Genomic DNA, 15,553 nt, shown 5'->3' on the forward strand with positions numbered 1-15,553 from the left:
GTTAAAAATTTCTCATTTAGAGCAACTAAATAGCAAAATTTTTGCCTTGTTATCGACGATATTTTCTCGCCTCAGAATAGAACACTTAATTAAGCAAATTGGTACGAATAGACAATAAAAAAGCCGCAATTGCGGCTTTTTTAACTGCAGATTTTGCTGGTTAACACTCGATAATATTAACTGCCAGTCCACCACGTGCCGTTTCTTTATATTTGGTTTTCATGTCATTACCCGTATCGAGCATGGTTTTGATCACTTTATCTAAAGAGACTTTCTGTTCACCACTACCGCGCATTGCGAGGCGTGAAGCGTTGATGGCTTTTACTGCACCCATGGCGTTGCGTTCAATGCAGGGCACCTGTACCAGCCCGCCAACCGGATCACACGTCAGCCCCAGATTGTGCTCCATGCCAATTTCAGCGGCATTTTCTACGTGGACCACGTTACCACCCATGATCTCGGTAAGTGCCCCTGCTGCCATAGAGCAGGCCACACCCACTTCGCCTTGGCAGCCTACTTCGGCACCAGAGATAGAGGCATTCTTCTTATACAAAATACCAATTGCGGCCGCTGTCAGCAGGTATCGTGTGGCAATTTCAGCGTCCACTTCTTTGATGAATGTATGGTAATACATAAGCACCGCAGGCAGGATCCCGGCTGCACCATTAGTCGGAGCTGTGACGACACGGCCGCCCGCCGCATTTTCTTCATTCACGGCCAGTGCGAACAGGTCAACCCAGTCCATGGCTCGAAGCGGATCATTGCTGTTCTCAACATTAAGCTTTAAATACAAACTGGGTGCACGACGTTTTACTTTTAAGCCACCGGGAAGAATACCTTCGGTGCGCATGCCGCGTTCTGTGCAGGCTTTCATCACTTCCCAGATATGGAATAGCTCGGATTTGATTTCCTGCTCGCTGCGCAGTGTTTTCTCATTGTGCATCATCAGTGAAGACACGCTCAGGCCTGTCTCTTTACACATCTCCAGCAATTGCTGCGCATTTTCAAAAGGGTAAGGGGCCGGATTTTGCTCGCGAATATCCAGTGCAGCTTGTTTTTCTGCATCAAACTGCTCATCTGTAACAATAAAGCCACCGCCTATCGAGTAATAGATCTGGCTATGCACCAGCTCAGAACCTGCGTATGCTTGCAGCTCCATTGCATTGGAGTGTTTTGGCAGGGTTTTACGACGATGGAAAACAATGGCGCCTTGCTTGGGAAAAGCGACTTTGTGGGTTTTGTCCAGGTAAATTACTTGCTCACGCTCAATGGTATCCAGGATCTGGGGCACTTGATCCGCATCTACTGATTCGGGATCGTATCCTGCCAGGCCCAGGATCACTGCTTTACCGGAGCCATGGCCGATGCCAGTCTGGCCCAGTGAGCCAAATAGCTCTACTTTCACTGATGTGATTTGATCAATTATGTTGTTGTCCTGCAGGTCTTTTACAAACAGGCGCGAAGCACGCATAGGTCCGACAGTATGGGAAGAGGAAGGCCCAATACCAATACTGAACATATCAAATGCACTAATCATAAACTCTACTCAACATTGCCTCTGAACGGGCGCACATCATAACGTTAATTATTGCATAAGTAACCCATTTCACAGCAAAATTGTATACAGTTTTGGTTGGGCTAAAGGTCACAATTAGCAGTTTGCGGTGAAAAGTGCTTTTATGTGCGCAAACTCATTTATTTAGCCTGTTATTTGGCGGTACTTGTACACTGGTCAGGCCACTCGGATGAGGAGTTGTTGAACTATTTTGGCGGTCGCGCCCCAGAGCAGACCATGCTGAGTCATCAGGCCGTCGAAAGTCACTGTTTTGCCGCGTAACTGGGTTTGAACAGGTTGCCAGGCATGTTGTTGTGCAAGTAACGAAAGCGGCAGGGTAAACACGTGTTCGACTTCGTCACTTTGTGTTTCCCAGCTGGCATTACGGTCTAAAACAGCCAATACAGGCGTGATGCGAAAGCCGGTGAGAGTGGTGTGCAAAGGCAATACGCCAACGGGGTTAACCTGCTGCGGATCCAGGGCGATTTCTTCCTGGCTTTCGCGCAGTGCAGTGGTGATCACTGAGGTATCCTGCAATTCGACTTTACCACCCGGAAAACACAATTGACTAGGGTGGCTGCGCAGTTGAGCACTGCGCTTGCATAGCAGCATTGATGCCTCGCCATCCACTTCAAGCAGTGGCACTAAAACGGCACTTTCCTGACCTTGCCCCGAAACCGGCGTCAGGGTTGAGCCACCCAGACTGAAGCGGCTGATCACGTGTTGTAGATTCATAGAATGGGCAGTATCTTATTCACCTTGTGGTATGTCTCCTGATACTCTAACTCACAGTCCGAGTCTGCGACAATCCCTCCACCGGCCCAGCAGTAAATTTTTTGCTGGTGGCACACCAGTGTGCGGATCGTGATTGAGGTGTCCATCGCCCCACAGGCACTGAGATAACCAATCGAGCCGCAATAGGCGCTGCGTCTGTGTGGCTCCAGTTCTTCAATGATTTCCATTGCGCGGATCTTAGGTGCGCCGGTGATGGAGCCACCGGGGAATGCAGCTTTGAGTTGATCGACTGCGGTTTTTCCCTCGGCCAGCTGAGCCGTAACCGTACTAACCAGGTGGTGTACTGCGGGGAAACTTTCGATTTCAAAGAGTTTAGGCACCTGCACACTGCCAGGTTTGGCAACTTTACCAAGATCGTTGCGTAAAAGGTCTACAATCATCACGTTTTCAGCGCGATCTTTGCTGCTGCGTTGTAAGGTGGCAGCCTGCTGTGCATCGGCTTGCGGGTCTGCCAATCTGGGTAAGGTGCCTTTGATGGGTTTGGTTTCAATTTGGCCCTGACGCACTGAGATAAAGCGCTCTGGTGACACAGATATAATGGCATCATCCCCCAGGTTTATAAATGCGGAAAAAGGTGCTTTGTTGTTGGCGCGTAAAGTTTTATAGGCCTGCCAGGGTGAACCCTGATAGCGTGCGCTAAATCTTTGCGCCAGGTTTATCTGGTAACAGTCGCCACTTTTCAGATACGCATGGATTTTGGCAAATTTGTCGGCATATTCAGCCTGCGTCATATTCGCCTGCCAGTCGCTGGTCAGTGTAAATGATTCGTTTGCAGCAGGATGCTTTTCTATGAGTGAGCGGTAAGTACTGAGCCGGTTATAGCCTGGCTGGGTAACAAAGTACCAGCGGTTAAGCAGGTTATCGTGGATCAGTGCATCCGGATAAAGGCCGGCTATCATGTCTGGCAATGCAATGTCTTGCACTGCATTTTGGGGCATAGTCTCGATATATCTGCCGAGATCATAGCCAAAATAGCCAAGCCAGCCACCACTAAAGGGCACGTCAGTATGTGAGGTGGTGTCCAGCTGCGCCAGTTTCTCTTGCATTAAGGAGAAACCGTCTTGCTCAACATGTTGACCATCAAGATAGAATTGGCCCGACCTGGCTTCGAGTACACACAAGGGCTTGATACTCATGATATCAAACCGGCTATTCTCGTGTCTGGCATCGCTGGAGTCGAGCAAGATTGCCAGCGGCTGAGAGGCGAGGGTATTGAATACCTCAATGGTTGACAAAGAAATGTCTAGTTCAATGGTGTTACTACCTGGATTTATCATTAACTGAACCCGAATGCTAGCCCGAAACGGGCGAGGAGGGTATCATAATTGTCATTGAATCCATAGCGTGTTTGATTGTATCCCATCTTGGTCTCTCTATATAAGTACAGGACTTTAGTCGCTAATCTGTGATAGCGATACTCACGCCTGGCAAGATGGTATATAATCGCGCCTCTCAATAAACACCGGTTTGCCTCGTCACAGGCCGGAGAATAAAGGAACCGTCATGAGTACTATTCGTCAGCAAGACTTCATTGACAGCATCGAAGATGCATTGCAATACATTTCTTATTATCACCCGCTGGATTTTGTTCAGGCTTTAGAAAAAGCGTACGACAAAGAGCAAAGTAAAGCTGCCAAAGATGCCATTGCGCAGATCTTAATTAACTCCCGTATGTCGGCAGAGGGCAAACGTCCATTGTGTCAGGACACCGGAATTGTGACCTGTTTTGTAAAGGTCGGTATGGATGTTAAATGGGACAAGACGGACCTGACTGTACAGCAAATGGTGGATGAAGGTACACGTCGTGCTTACACTAATCCGGATAACCCGTTGCGTGCGTCTATTGTTGCAGATCCCGCTGGTGCACGTAAAAACACCAAAGACAATACGCCTTCTGTTGTGCATATCGATATGGTACCAGGCGCTGAAGTAGAAGTGATGATCGCTGCTAAGGGTGGCGGTTCTGAGAACAAGACTAAAATGGTGATGTTGAACCCGTCAGACGATGTTGCTGCCTGGGTAGAGAAAACCTTACCAACTATGGGGGCTGGCTGGTGTCCGCCTGGCATGCTGGGAATAGGTATTGGTGGTACGGCTGAAAAAGCTGCGGTACTGGCAAAAGAGTCGCTGATGGATCCGGTGGATATCCACGAGCTAATGGAGCGTGGTGCGCAAACGGCAGAAGAAAAACTACGCCTGGAAATTTTTGAGCGTGCGAACAAACTCGGTATTGGTGCACAGGGCCTGGGCGGTTTGACTACGGTTGTTGATGTTAAAATCAAGTCAGCCCCAACACATGCCGCTTCTAAGCCCGTTGTGATGATCCCTAACTGTGCCGCAACCCGTCACGTGCACTTTACGCTAGACGGCTCGGGTCCTGCTGATCTGAAAGCGCCTAAGCTGGAAGACTGGCCAGAAGTGACCTGGGAAGTGGGTGAAGATACGCGCCGTGTTAACCTCGATGAGATCACCAAAGACGATATTCAAGACTGGAAAATGGGCGAGACCGTTCTCTTGTCTGGTAAGATCCTGACTGGCCGTGACGCCGCACATAAACGTTTACAGGATATGATTAATTCAGGCGAAGGTTTGCCTGAAGGCGTCGACTTGACTAACAAGTTCATTTATTACGTAGGCCCTGTTGATGCCGTTGGCGATGAAGTTGTAGGCCCTGCTGGTCCAACAACGTCGACTCGTATGGATAAATTCACCGATCTGATGTTAGAAAAAACCGGCCTGATCGGTATGATTGGTAAAGCAGAGCGTGGCCCGGCAACGGTTGAATCTATCAAGGAAAACAAAGCGGTTTACCTGATGGCTGTGGGTGGTGCTGCTTACCTTGTAGCCAAAGCGATTAAGAAAGCCAGAGTGGTGGCGTTTGAAGATCTGGGCATGGAAGCAATCTACGAATTTGAAGTAGAGGACATGCCAGTAACTGTCGCTGTAGACAGCGACGGAGTGAACGCCCATACTCAGGGCCCGGCTATCTGGAAAGCCAAAATTGAAGAGCTGGATAGCAAGCTTAGTTAAAGCAAAGCTGATCAAATAGGGCGGTAAAATACCGCCCTTTAACCACGCTATTCCCAAGCAAGTGATTCATTAATTTTCTCAGAGTACCACTCAATAGTGTATCAGCTAGCCAGTTTCAAGCGCCATTTTTCTTTATACTGCTGCTAGTTACAACACTGCGAATTATAGGTAATTCTTGCGCAGTTAGACCCCTCAGTTATACCTGGTAATCCACCTCCCGCAACAAGCCTTGTTTTGTCACCATCAAATACAACTTGATTAGGTTTAAGCAACTTTAGCGGTTTTTTAGTCAATTGAAGTTTCATTTTTATATCCTTACAAAGTTATTATTAGTGAACTTGGTCATTACCAAGAATATCACTTTGTATACAATATAATATTTAATCAAGCGTTTTCTGCTATTTTGCTGTGACTTGGATACGGATAGAAGACCGCTCGCTCCTGATAGGAGCTATGAAATGATGAGTTGACTCTGGTTTCTCATCAGACCTCTTATAACCGTAAAAATATTCATACATAAACGAGGGTGTTTACGTTTACGTAAAGAATAACCTGCATGATCCGTAAAAATACTGAAGAATTAAACTGATATAATCCAATCGTGCGCATAATCAAGTCAATATATGGCTATTTAATGTATCATGCAGGCAGCTTTAACGCTTTTAGAGTCAATATCAACTCATATTGTGGATTGGTTAGAGAGTTAGTGATACAGTTCGATGAATTTCAGCGCTATCTGACTCAAAGTCAGTCTATAACGGAGAACAAACAAAGTGGCTGTATTTAACCAAGTTGAATTTGATAACCACGAACAAGTGGTTTTTTGTTCTGATGAGGCATCGGGCCTGAAGGCAATCATTGCTGTTCATAACACTAAGCTGGGTCCGGCGGTTGGTGGTTGTCGTCTGTGGGACTATGCAGATGATGTTGATGCTGTATACGATGTATTGCGTCTGTCAAAGGGGATGACTTACAAGAATGCCGTTGCCCGTCTGCCTTTTGGTGGTGGTAAATCTGTGATCATCGGTGATGCTAAGAAAATCAAATCTGAAGCTTTATTCAGAGCCTTTGGCAAACACCTTGAGCGTCTTGGCGGTAGCTACTACTCAGCTGAAGATGTGAACATCACCACAGGCGATGTGATGACCATGCATAAAGAAACTAATTATGTAATGGGTCTTGAAGGTAAAAGTGGTAACCCGTCACCTTTTACTGCACTGGGTACATTCCTGGGCATTAAGGCGGCTTATCAGCACAAACATGGCCATCAGGACTTATCTGGTGTAAAAGTATCGGTGCAGGGCTTAGGCGCGGTTGCTTATACTTTATGTAAGCATCTGCATGAAGCGGGCGCAGAGCTGTATGTGACTGATATTAACCAGGCATCGATTGATCGAGTTGTAAGTGACTTTGGTGCAACGGCTGTGAGCATTGACGAAATCTACGACCTGGATGTTGATGTTTATGCCCCTTGTGCACTGGGTGCTACAGTAAACGATGAAACTATTCCTCGTATTAAAGCCAGCATTATCGCGGGTTGTGCGAACAATCAGCTTGCTGAATCAAGACATGGTGAGATCTTGCGTGAGAAGGGCGTGCTTTATGCACCAGATTACGTTATCAACGCCGGCGGCATTATCAACGTATACTACGAAACTAAACCGGAAGGCTATAGTGAGGCTGCGGCGACCAAACATGTTGAAGGTATCTACGACACTTTGACAGAGATCTTTGTTCGCTCTGATGCTGAACAAAAATCAACGCACCTGATTGCCGACGAGCTTGCACAGGAGATCATCGCAAACGGTTTGTAATCTTTGCATGAACCTATCAATATAGAGGGGTATATCTCCCTCTATATTGAATTATGAAACAACTCACCTCATCAGATTGGTCCAGGGCCGAACACTTTGATTTTTACCTCGGTTTTGAGCAGCCCTATTTTAGTATTACCACCCGCCTTAAAACAGGCTCACTATACACTCTGTGTAAGCAACGGCAGCTGTCGTTTACCTATAGCTATTTATATTGTCTGAGCAAAGCTTGCCAAAACTACGCACCCATTCGTTACCGTATAGTCAATAGGCGTCCTTACGTTGTTGACAAAGTCGACATGAGTTGCGTGTTTTTGCGCGAAGACAGAAGCTTCCGATTTGTGCCTTTGGTTGCTTGTGAGGATATCCACGACTACATTAAAAATAATGATGCACAGAAAAAGGCGTTTCTTGAGCAGCCCTTGGTAAGTGAACATTTTTTGGCAACTAGCGATAATCCGCAGCAACTTTATCTATCCATTTTGCCGTGGTTCGATTTTACTAGCTTTAGTCATGCCCGAAATGCAAAAGATAACCTGGGCATTCCAAAATGTGTGTTCGGCAAACTTGACCCACAAACCGGTGAATTGCCATTTTCAGTTGAGGTACATCACGGGTTGATGGACGGATTGCATGTAGCAGAATTTATCCAGGAAATAGAAACACAGTGCAAAATACTGTCTGAACAGTTATTAGCCTAAACGCTCATACGTAACTGAATTAGCTGTTGCGTAAAAGTGAACATTAAGTGTTCAGATTGTGCCTAGTAGCTTGATATTAAAAATGAAATTGAGCCCGTGATTGTGCAAAATAAAGGTCGATGTTCAGGCCAAAATGGCTGTAATAAAATGTAAATAAAGTTGCTTTGTGTATGAAATATAAGTGCTTAAGGTTTTTATTCTTGGTTTCCTTGTTAATACAATGTTTTATTTCAATTTATTTCATCGCGACAAGCAAAAATTGTTTTAAACATGAAGTTGACATGGGCAATAGCATTTAGCATTATTGCACGGTTGATACTGCTAAAAGTATCCGGGGTACTCTCATAGAGAGTGCAAAAATTATAAAAGTAACATTACTTAATTGGTTGGGAACTATGTCTGTTAAAATCAGAAAGAGCCTTGTAGCTTCAGCGCTTTTTGGCGCAGCGGCAATTGCAAGCAGCAATGTGATGGCAGATCCTTTGAATGACATACAAAAAGTAGGTCAGCAAACTCAAACGGCTGCTAAAAAGTCTCAAGACAAGATTGATGGTATCTACGGTCAAACTATCGAAATGGTAGCTGAATACCGTGGAATTGTTGACGAAACAGAACTTCTGAAAGTTTACAACGATCACGTAGCACGTTTGGTTGCAGACCAAAATGCAAATATCGAATCTCTAGAACGTCAGATCGCGACGGTTGATAAAACTAAGCAAGACGTTGTGCCTTTGATGTATCGCATGATTGATACACTCGAGCAATTCATCAAAGCGGACGTGCCGTTTGATACTGAAAAGCGTCTAGAACGCATCGAAAGACTTCGTGAAACGCTAACTAACGCGAAAGTAACGACGTCTGAAAAATACCGTCAGGTACTTGAAGCATACAGCATTGAAACTAACTACGGTTCAGCAATGGTTGCTTCTCAAGGTTCACTTGAAGTAGGCGGTAAGAACATTAATGTTGACTTCGCCCGTCTGGGTCGTATCGCTTATGTTGCTCAGTCTTTTGACCAGAAGCATGCATGGGTTTGGAATACCAGCAGCAAGCAGTGGGATCAGCTAGGTGAGGAATACCTGAAGCCTGTCAAAGACATGATCCGTATTGCACGTGGTCAGGCTGCCCCAGAACTAGTTAAACTACCTATTTTCGGCGCGGAGTAATAAAACATGAAGAAACTATTTAAAGGTTTTGCCGTTGCTGCAGCATTAACAGTTTCTGCTGGTGGCGCGCTGAACGCACACGCTAGCACTGAGTCTCTGGATAAAATCCTTGAGCAAGTAAAGCAGAACCGTATCTCTGAAGGTAAAATCAACAAAGCTCGTGAACAAGAGTTCCTGTCAGATCGTGCTGACAAGCAAGCTTTGCTGAACAAAGCTAAGCGCGACCTGGCTGCTGAAAAAGCACGTGGCGAGCGTCTTAACAAGCAATTCAAGCAAAACGAAGTTACACTAGCTGAGAAAGAAACTGAGCTTGTAAACGCACAGGGTACTCTGGGTGAGATGTTCGGTGTGGTACGTCGTAATGCTGCTGAAGCAATCGGTGCAATCGAAGCGTCTATCATCAGTGCTGAAAAGCCTGGACGTTCAGAAGTACTTCGTTCACTGGCTGCAGCTAAAGAACTACCAACTACTCGCGAGTTGGAAGAGCTTTGGATTGCGTTCCAAACTGAAATGACTGAGTCTGCGAAGGTTTCTACTTTTGAATCAGAAGTAGCTGAGCTGAGCGGCGATATCAATGTTAAACAAGTAACACGTGTTGGTAACTTCAACCTGGTAACTAAAGACGGTTACGTTATTTACGATGCAGAAAACAAGCAAATCGTACCACTAGGTAAGCAACCTTCTTCAGACGTTCTTGGCACTGTTGCTGATCTTCTGAACACGTCTGCTAGCCAGTACACGCCTTTCGTTGTTGACCCAACGCGTGGTGCTATCCTACGTCTGAACACTCAGCGTGCAACTGTTGAAGAACGTTGGCACCAGGGTGAAGAAGTAGGTTACATCATCACGGCATTGTTGGCACTGGGTGCATTAATCGCTGTTGTTCGTTTCATCGACCTAATGCTGGTTGGTGCGAAGATCAAAGCGCAAATCAAGAATGCAAGCAACCCAAGTGATAACAACCCACTGGGCCGTATCTTGAAAGTATACCATGACAACAAGAACCAAGACGTTGAAAACCTTGAGCTTAAGCTTGACGAAGCAATCTTGCGTGAAACACCTCGCATCGATGCTGGTATCAACATCATCAAGATCCTTGCTGCTATCGCACCGCTACTAGGTCTACTAGGTACGGTTGTTGGTATGATCAAAACCTTCGAATCAATCACACTATTTGGTACTGGTGATCCGAAGATCATGGCAGGTAACATCTCTCTAGCTCTTGTTACTACTGCGCTTGGTCTAATTGCTGCGCTACCGCTAATCCTACTTCACGCTATCGTTGCGGGTCGTAGTAAATTTATCCTACACATTCTTGACGAGCAAAGCGCGGGTATCGTTGCTGCGCACGCGGAGAAGGAGAGAGCATAATGCTAGTCCTGGTGGAGACGTGGGAATCTATCAGGGATTTTGTTGCTACAGGCGGCGATGTATTATACGTGGTCGCAATAGCACTCTTTCTAATGTGGGTATTAATGATTGAGCGCTATTGGTTCCTATTAGCTGAATTTCCTAAAATTAAAAAGGGAATAGTAAGCAGATGGGATGCCCGCCAAGATACTACATCTTGGTACGCACACAGAATCCGCGATGCATGGATTTCTGAAGCGTCTGAAAAATTAGATGAGCGCATGTTGATTATCAAAACATTGGTTGCAATGTGTCCGTTAATCGGTCTACTAGGTACAGTGACAGGTATGATTTCGGTATTCGAAACCATGGCTACACAAGGTACGGGTAACCCTCGATTGATGGCCTCAGGCATCTCAATGGCAACGATACCAACAATGGCTGGAATGGTTGCGGCACTATCAGGTGTATTCTTTAGCACCCGTCTTGAAGCGAGAGCAAAGATGGCTAAAGAGAAACTAATTGATAGCTTGCCACATCACTAGAGAGAGATTTTATTATGGCACGTAAACAACGTTTTCGTGAGGAAGAAGAAGCAGCAGTAGACATGACCCCGATGCTTGACATCGTATTCATCATGTTGATCTTCTTCATCGTTACTACCTCTTTTGTTAAAGAGGCCGGTATTGAAGTTAAAAAGCCAAAAGCTGCGCAGGCACAACAAACTAAGAATGCGAACATCTTTATCGCTATCCGTGAAAACGGTGAGATCTGGATGGACAAGCGTCAGGTTGATGTTGAGCGTGTAAGTGCGAACCTTGAAAATCTGTTAGCTGAGCAACAAACCGAGACCGTTATTATCCAGGCGGATAAAGGCGCGAAACACGGTGTGGTTGTTAAGGTAATGGACCAGATTAAGGCAACTGACGACGCCTTGAAGATTTCAATAGCTGGAGCTAAGTGATGATTCGATTTCTGTTTTCACTTCTTGCAGGTGGGGCAGTAACCTTCGGCTTATTCTTCTTTATGTCCTATCTTATCTCAGGAGGAGCGGATAGGGCTGACAATAAGAAGGAAGAGATCATAGTCGAGATTATGTCGAATCCGCCTGAATCAGATGTGCAGGAGAGGAAGCGTGTACCGCCTCCGCCTCCTCCACCGCCAAAGCAGCCGCCTAAACCGCAGCCGCCTCAGCCTGAGAATGCTAACCCGAATGCAGGTGCGATTGGCTTTAACATGCCTAGCATCGACATTGGTGGCACAGCTGGTGGTTTAAGTGGTCCTGGTGATTTCGGTCGTGACGGTGAAGCAACACCTATCGTTCGTATCGAACCTAAGTATCCGCCTCAAGCAGCGCGTGATGGTAAAGAAGGCTGGGTACAGCTGCGCTTCACTATCAATGAGCTGGGCGGTGTAGATGACATTGAGATCATCGATGCTGAACCAAAGCGTATTTTCAACCGCGAAGCAAAACGTGCGCTACGCAAGTGGAAATACAGACCTAAAATTGTTGATGGTAAGCCGCAAAAGCAACCTGGTATTACTGTACAACTTGACTTTAAACTTAACCAAGACTAAAGGAGTAAGGTATGAAGCAAATGTCTAAAGCAACAGCTCTTGCTCTGATGATGTCTTTGGCAGGTGGTGCTTTAAGCACTGCCGCATTCGCCGCTCCCGATCCTGCAAAGATCGAAGCGCGCAAAAATGCCAAAACCAAGGTTATGGGTGAGCGAGTTGGTAAAAAGGTTATTAAAGCGTTTGACTTGTACAATGAAGACAAAGTTGATGAAGCAATTGCATTATTGCTTGAAATTGACGCGTCTGACGAGTTTGACCGCGCCACGGTAAATCGTTACCTGGGTAACCTGTATGCTCAAAAAGAAGAGTATCAAACAGCAATTAAGTACATCCGTCAGGCAATTGCGCCAGACGTATTGAACTTCAAAGATCAGGGCGACTTGATCAAGCTGTTAGGTGACCTTCTGATTGGTACAGAGCAGTACGAAGGTGCTAAGAAATCTTACTATGACTGGATGGATTTCACCGGTGAACAAGACGCTAAAGTCTATGGTCGTATCGCTCAAGCCAACTATGAGCTGAAAAAGTACAGAGATGTTATTGAGCCTGCGGACCAAGCGATTGCGCTTAACAAAGAAGAGCCTAACAAGTCATTTTACATGCTTAAAATTGGTTCTTACTTTGAGCTGAAACAGTTCAAAAACGCCGTTAAGGTTGCTGAAGAACTGGTTAAGCTATTCCCGGAAGACCCGAAAATGTGGACTCAGTTGGGCTCCTTCTACATGCAAACGGAAGACTACAGAAAAGGTCAGACCGTGATGGAAGTGGCTTATCAGAATGGTTATTTTGAAAAAGAAAACCATTACAAAATTCTGAGCAGCTACTACTCATTGAACGAAATTCCATACAAAGCCGCTAAGGTGATGGAAAAGTCGGTCAAAGAGGAGAAGGTTAAGCGCACTAAGCAAAACGTTACAGCCATTGCCAGCTACTATCATCAGGCTAAGCACATCAACGATGCAGCTAAGTACTATGAAGAAGCAGCAAAGTTTGACGACGATGCTGAGCTATTCCGCAAAGCGGGTAGTTTGTTACTTCAGGACCAGCAGTACAGTGCAGCGGTTGTTCGTCTGAACAAAGCGTTAGAACTGGGCTCTGAGAAGAAAGGTACAATCTACTCTGACCTGGCAGAAGCTTATCTGTATCAGGAAAAGTATAAGCAAGCATACACCGCGATTGTTAAGGCTCAGGAAGATCCTAGAACACGCAAATTTGCTCGCAGCTGGGCCTCTTTCATCAAAGAGAAAGCACAGCGTAAAGGCATCAGCCTTTAATACAGAAAAAGCCCCGCAAGGGGCTTTTTGCTTTTTGGGCGCTCACAAAGGGCCCATTACCTCGAATATATCAATTCAATCTTTACCTATAGAACACTGATTTAAGTGATAAAACCCCTCACTTTCTTTGTTATAATCGGAGCAGATTAGGCGCAGCTATGCCTGGCGCATCTTTGCAAAGTGAACAAGGTGGATAAACTGACATGAAAACCTCTCTGCGTTATGTTTCCTCAGCACTTCTGTTGCTGACGATGATCAGCGGCTGTACTGAGCCGCATGTAAAGCTCTCGCACACAGACCTATCTGAGCAACTTAACCAGCTTAATTGGTTCTCATATCCGGCAGCGTCTCAGACCCGAAAGCCGCTCCAAGGTGAAGGCTCTTTAGAGCTCCCATTTACAGAAACTTATTTAAAAAAGCGCCACGACTTATTGCTGCGCGCAGATCTTGATAATTTTGCTGAAACAGCGGCGCAGGAAGCCCAGTATCTGTCTATACAGCAGCGATATCCGGAGCGCTTCCTACCCTGGCCGGTACATTTAAATCTACCTGTGATTGCACAGGCGCATCAGGTGGCATCGTCTCAGATGGATGCCTGGTACGGCTATGTTGAGGCACGGCTTAATGAAGCCCGGGAAAGTAAAATTGTGCTGAACCGGGTTGAGAGACAGCAGTTACTTGATTACTTGACGTCTGATATAACTACACAGTCCAAAGCTGCGCAAAGCCTGGCTGAGTACTTGGCAAGTTACCGGGTTAGATCATCTTTGGGCATGTACCAGCTGCCTAATGGTAAAGAGTGGTACCAAAGCAAGCTCAATTTTTACAGCGGTACAGTGAACTCGCCAGAAGCTTTGCTCGGCAAGTTACAAAACCTGGCAAGCGAAGCCCGTGAGGGAGCAACCCGTGTTAATTTCAGCCTGAACCCGCCGTTGGTGCACCAGCTATTAGCTGCGTGTGATAAGCGAGCTGGGCTTAACTGGCGCGATGGGTTTGTGTCTTTGCAGCAAACGGCCAGCCAGTGCGAGCAGATACTCACTAACGGTGAACGTCTTTTCGCCGTAGCCATGATGGAAGTGGATCTGGGTGTACATTATTTTGCCTGGTCGCAGAAACAAGCTATGTTGGCACTGCAATCAAGGTTAGCGCTGAATGAAGACCAGGCCTTCGTTGTGCTTAAAGATATCCTTTTCTTCCCTGCGACCAGTTTTGCGTTGTTAAGCCGGATTACTTCTTCTTAGCCACACAGTCAAGGCACCTTTGCGCAGCCGGGTCAACGGCCAGCAGGGTGTCTTCAATTTTCTTCTCACAGTCGCAGCAGTAGCCAAACTGGCCAATGTCCATCTGACAAATCGCCGCTTCAACCTTCACCAGGCGTTCGAAGTTAGGAAACTGACCCGGACAGATCCGATCGCTTGCGATATCAACCCATTCATGTGGCGGTGATGATTGTAAGGTATCGATCAACGCCTCGGTCGCGTGGTTACTGGCTTGTTTTAGATCCGCAAGAAACTCATGCCGGATCTGGTCGAGCTCAGCCTGTAATTTTACCTGATAGTGATGCATTAAATTCTCATTCATGGCGCTCTTCTCCTTTTCTGAGTATCCATTATCTATTAGGCAGCAGGCTCATTGTTATGATTTGAATCAAGCAGGGGGGACTTTGCGTATTTATCCAGCACAGAGATCACGTCGTCTTTGCTTTTCACGCGTTCAATTTCATTAAATCGGGTGTGGGCTTGAGAGTGCTGTAACTTTAAGTAACCAAGCCATTGTTTAGGGCGCGATGAAAAGTACTTGCCTCCCATCTCAGGATCATGATGAATTTATGAGTGCAATATATGATAGACCACTTCTTGCCAGTCATGCGGACGGTATTTATGGCCTGCGACTAGGGGGCTGCTCAGGTTAGGGGAGAGTCAGGGCACCGCGGACCAGTTTTAGGTTTCGCGGGCGCTGCGCGCAACGCATAGCGCCTTCTACCTGCCAAATTTCTCCATTGGCAACGACAGGAATAGTCAGGCGTTCAAGAAGCGGCGTGATTTTCTCCCAATAGGCATTGGCTTATAGCCATCGCGTTTGATAAGAGCATGGTTCACCAGGCTGGATGCGCCAGCACTTTGCAGGGCATCGACAACTTCCGTACTGATTGAATCGCCATCACAACCAAGACGAGTTTTGGCACTGACTTCCTAGTCTTGCGGTTTTGCCTCGCGCACAGCCCGGATGATCTGATTAATTTGTTCAGGTCCTGTTAGCTGAAAATCTAGGCTGACAGTCACCGAATGAA

15 protein-coding genes are annotated in these 15,553 nt (G+C 46.3%); 10 read left to right on the forward strand and 5 right to left on the reverse strand.

What is annotated here, in order from left to right; genetic code table 11:
• Positions 1-160: 160 nt before the first annotated feature.
• From TW77_RS17985 to pabB, 3 genes are all read right to left on the reverse strand, one after another.
• On the reverse strand, positions 161-1,537 hold the full coding sequence (locus tag TW77_RS17985; RefSeq protein ID WP_046006369.1) for an L-serine ammonia-lyase: 1,377 nt from the start codon (positions 1,535-1,537) through the stop codon (positions 161-163).
• Positions 1,538-1,732: 195 nt separating this feature from the next.
• On the reverse strand, positions 1,733-2,290 hold the full coding sequence (locus TW77_RS17990; RefSeq protein WP_046006370.1) for a CoA pyrophosphatase: 558 nt from the start codon (positions 2,288-2,290) through the stop codon (positions 1,733-1,735).
• Positions 2,287-3,627: an aminodeoxychorismate synthase component I gene (gene pabB / locus TW77_RS17995; protein ID WP_046006371.1), complete on the reverse strand. Its 1,341-nt coding sequence runs from the start codon at positions 3,625-3,627 to the stop codon at positions 2,287-2,289. The genes TW77_RS17990 and pabB overlap by 4 nt, the downstream gene beginning before the upstream one ends.
• Positions 3,628-3,853: 226 nt before the next feature.
• Between pabB and TW77_RS18000 the strand changes: the two genes are divergently transcribed.
• The 10 genes from TW77_RS18000 (at position 3,854) to TW77_RS18045 (ending at position 14,504) form a co-directional block, all read left to right on the forward strand.
• The gene (locus TW77_RS18000) at positions 3,854-5,380 is read left to right on the forward strand and encodes a fumarate hydratase (protein WP_046006372.1); all 1,527 of its coding nucleotides are present in this window, start codon (positions 3,854-3,856) and stop codon (positions 5,378-5,380) included.
• 773 nt (positions 5,381-6,153) lie between these two features.
• Positions 6,154-7,194, forward strand: coding sequence for a Leu/Phe/Val dehydrogenase (locus TW77_RS18005; protein ID WP_046006373.1), 1,041 nt, complete (start codon positions 6,154-6,156; stop codon positions 7,192-7,194).
• Positions 7,195-7,247: 53 nt separating this feature from the next.
• Positions 7,248-7,895, forward strand: coding sequence for a CatA-like O-acetyltransferase (locus TW77_RS18010; protein WP_046006374.1), 648 nt, complete (start codon positions 7,248-7,250; stop codon positions 7,893-7,895).
• A gap of 395 nt (positions 7,896-8,290) precedes the next feature.
• Entirely contained in the window at positions 8,291-9,061 is a 771-nt protein-coding gene (locus TW77_RS18015) for a DUF3450 domain-containing protein (RefSeq protein WP_046006375.1), read from the forward strand.
• Positions 9,062-9,067: 6 nt separating this feature from the next.
• Positions 9,068-10,432, forward strand: coding sequence for a MotA/TolQ/ExbB proton channel family protein (locus TW77_RS18020; RefSeq protein ID WP_046006376.1), 1,365 nt, complete (start codon positions 9,068-9,070; stop codon positions 10,430-10,432).
• Positions 10,432-10,956 carry a MotA/TolQ/ExbB proton channel family protein gene (locus TW77_RS18025; RefSeq protein ID WP_010381817.1) on the forward strand — a complete coding sequence of 175 codons (525 nt, stop codon included), beginning with the start codon at positions 10,432-10,434 and terminating at the stop codon, positions 10,954-10,956. The genes TW77_RS18020 and TW77_RS18025 overlap by 1 nt, the downstream gene beginning before the upstream one ends.
• A gap of 14 nt (positions 10,957-10,970) precedes the next feature.
• On the forward strand, positions 10,971-11,375 hold the full coding sequence (locus TW77_RS18030; protein WP_010381814.1) for an ExbD/TolR family protein: 405 nt from the start codon (positions 10,971-10,973) through the stop codon (positions 11,373-11,375).
• Positions 11,375-11,989 (forward strand): energy transducer TonB, encoded by a 615-nt coding sequence (locus tag TW77_RS18035; RefSeq protein ID WP_021032687.1) that lies wholly within the window; start codon positions 11,375-11,377, stop codon positions 11,987-11,989. The genes TW77_RS18030 and TW77_RS18035 overlap by 1 nt, the downstream gene beginning before the upstream one ends.
• Before the next feature lie 11 nt (positions 11,990-12,000).
• Positions 12,001-13,263: a hypothetical protein gene (locus tag TW77_RS18040; protein ID WP_046006377.1), complete on the forward strand. Its 1,263-nt coding sequence runs from the start codon at positions 12,001-12,003 to the stop codon at positions 13,261-13,263.
• Between the two features lie 203 nt (positions 13,264-13,466).
• Positions 13,467-14,504, forward strand: a complete 1,038-nt coding sequence (locus TW77_RS18045; RefSeq protein ID WP_052713258.1) for a hypothetical protein — start codon at positions 13,467-13,469, stop codon at positions 14,502-14,504.
• Here the strand turns inward: TW77_RS18045 and TW77_RS18050 are convergent.
• Positions 14,491-14,844 (reverse strand): TraR/DksA C4-type zinc finger protein, encoded by a 354-nt coding sequence (locus TW77_RS18050; RefSeq protein WP_046006378.1) that lies wholly within the window; start codon positions 14,842-14,844, stop codon positions 14,491-14,493. The genes TW77_RS18045 and TW77_RS18050 overlap by 14 nt on opposite strands.
• A gap of 327 nt (positions 14,845-15,171) precedes the next feature.
• The gene (locus TW77_RS25810) at positions 15,172-15,306 is read right to left on the reverse strand and encodes a hypothetical protein (RefSeq protein ID WP_342626738.1); all 135 of its coding nucleotides are present in this window, start codon (positions 15,304-15,306) and stop codon (positions 15,172-15,174) included.
• Positions 15,307-15,553: the final 247 nt, after the last annotated feature.

Source organism: Pseudoalteromonas rubra, assembly GCF_000967655.1.
Taxonomy (GTDB): Bacteria; Pseudomonadota; Gammaproteobacteria; order Enterobacterales; family Alteromonadaceae; genus Pseudoalteromonas; species Pseudoalteromonas rubra_A.

Excerpts from the sequence above, each read along its gene's own strand:
- TW77_RS18020 (WP_046006376.1), top strand. The coding sequence starts at position 9,068 with ATGAAGAAACTATTTAAAGGTTTTGCCGTTGCTGCAGCATTAACAGTT.
- TW77_RS17990 (WP_046006370.1), bottom strand. The coding sequence starts at position 2,290 with ATGAATCTACAACACGTGATCAGCCGCTTCAGTCTGGGTGGCTCAACC.
- TW77_RS18035 (WP_021032687.1), top strand. The coding sequence starts at position 11,375 with ATGATTCGATTTCTGTTTTCACTTCTTGCAGGTGGGGCAGTAACCTTC.
- TW77_RS18050 (WP_046006378.1), bottom strand. The coding sequence starts at position 14,844 with ATGAATGAGAATTTAATGCATCACTATCAGGTAAAATTACAGGCTGAG.
- TW77_RS18025 (WP_010381817.1), top strand. The coding sequence starts at position 10,432 with ATGCTAGTCCTGGTGGAGACGTGGGAATCTATCAGGGATTTTGTTGCT.
- TW77_RS18030 (WP_010381814.1), top strand. The coding sequence starts at position 10,971 with ATGGCACGTAAACAACGTTTTCGTGAGGAAGAAGAAGCAGCAGTAGAC.
- TW77_RS17985 (WP_046006369.1), bottom strand. The coding sequence starts at position 1,537 with ATGATTAGTGCATTTGATATGTTCAGTATTGGTATTGGGCCTTCCTCT.
- TW77_RS18000 (WP_046006372.1), top strand. The coding sequence starts at position 3,854 with ATGAGTACTATTCGTCAGCAAGACTTCATTGACAGCATCGAAGATGCA.
- TW77_RS18010 (WP_046006374.1), top strand. The coding sequence starts at position 7,248 with ATGAAACAACTCACCTCATCAGATTGGTCCAGGGCCGAACACTTTGAT.
- TW77_RS18045 (WP_052713258.1), top strand. The coding sequence starts at position 13,467 with ATGAAAACCTCTCTGCGTTATGTTTCCTCAGCACTTCTGTTGCTGACG.
- TW77_RS18015 (WP_046006375.1), top strand. The coding sequence starts at position 8,291 with ATGTCTGTTAAAATCAGAAAGAGCCTTGTAGCTTCAGCGCTTTTTGGC.
- pabB (WP_046006371.1), bottom strand. The coding sequence starts at position 3,627 with ATGATAAATCCAGGTAGTAACACCATTGAACTAGACATTTCTTTGTCA.
- TW77_RS18040 (WP_046006377.1), top strand. The coding sequence starts at position 12,001 with ATGAAGCAAATGTCTAAAGCAACAGCTCTTGCTCTGATGATGTCTTTG.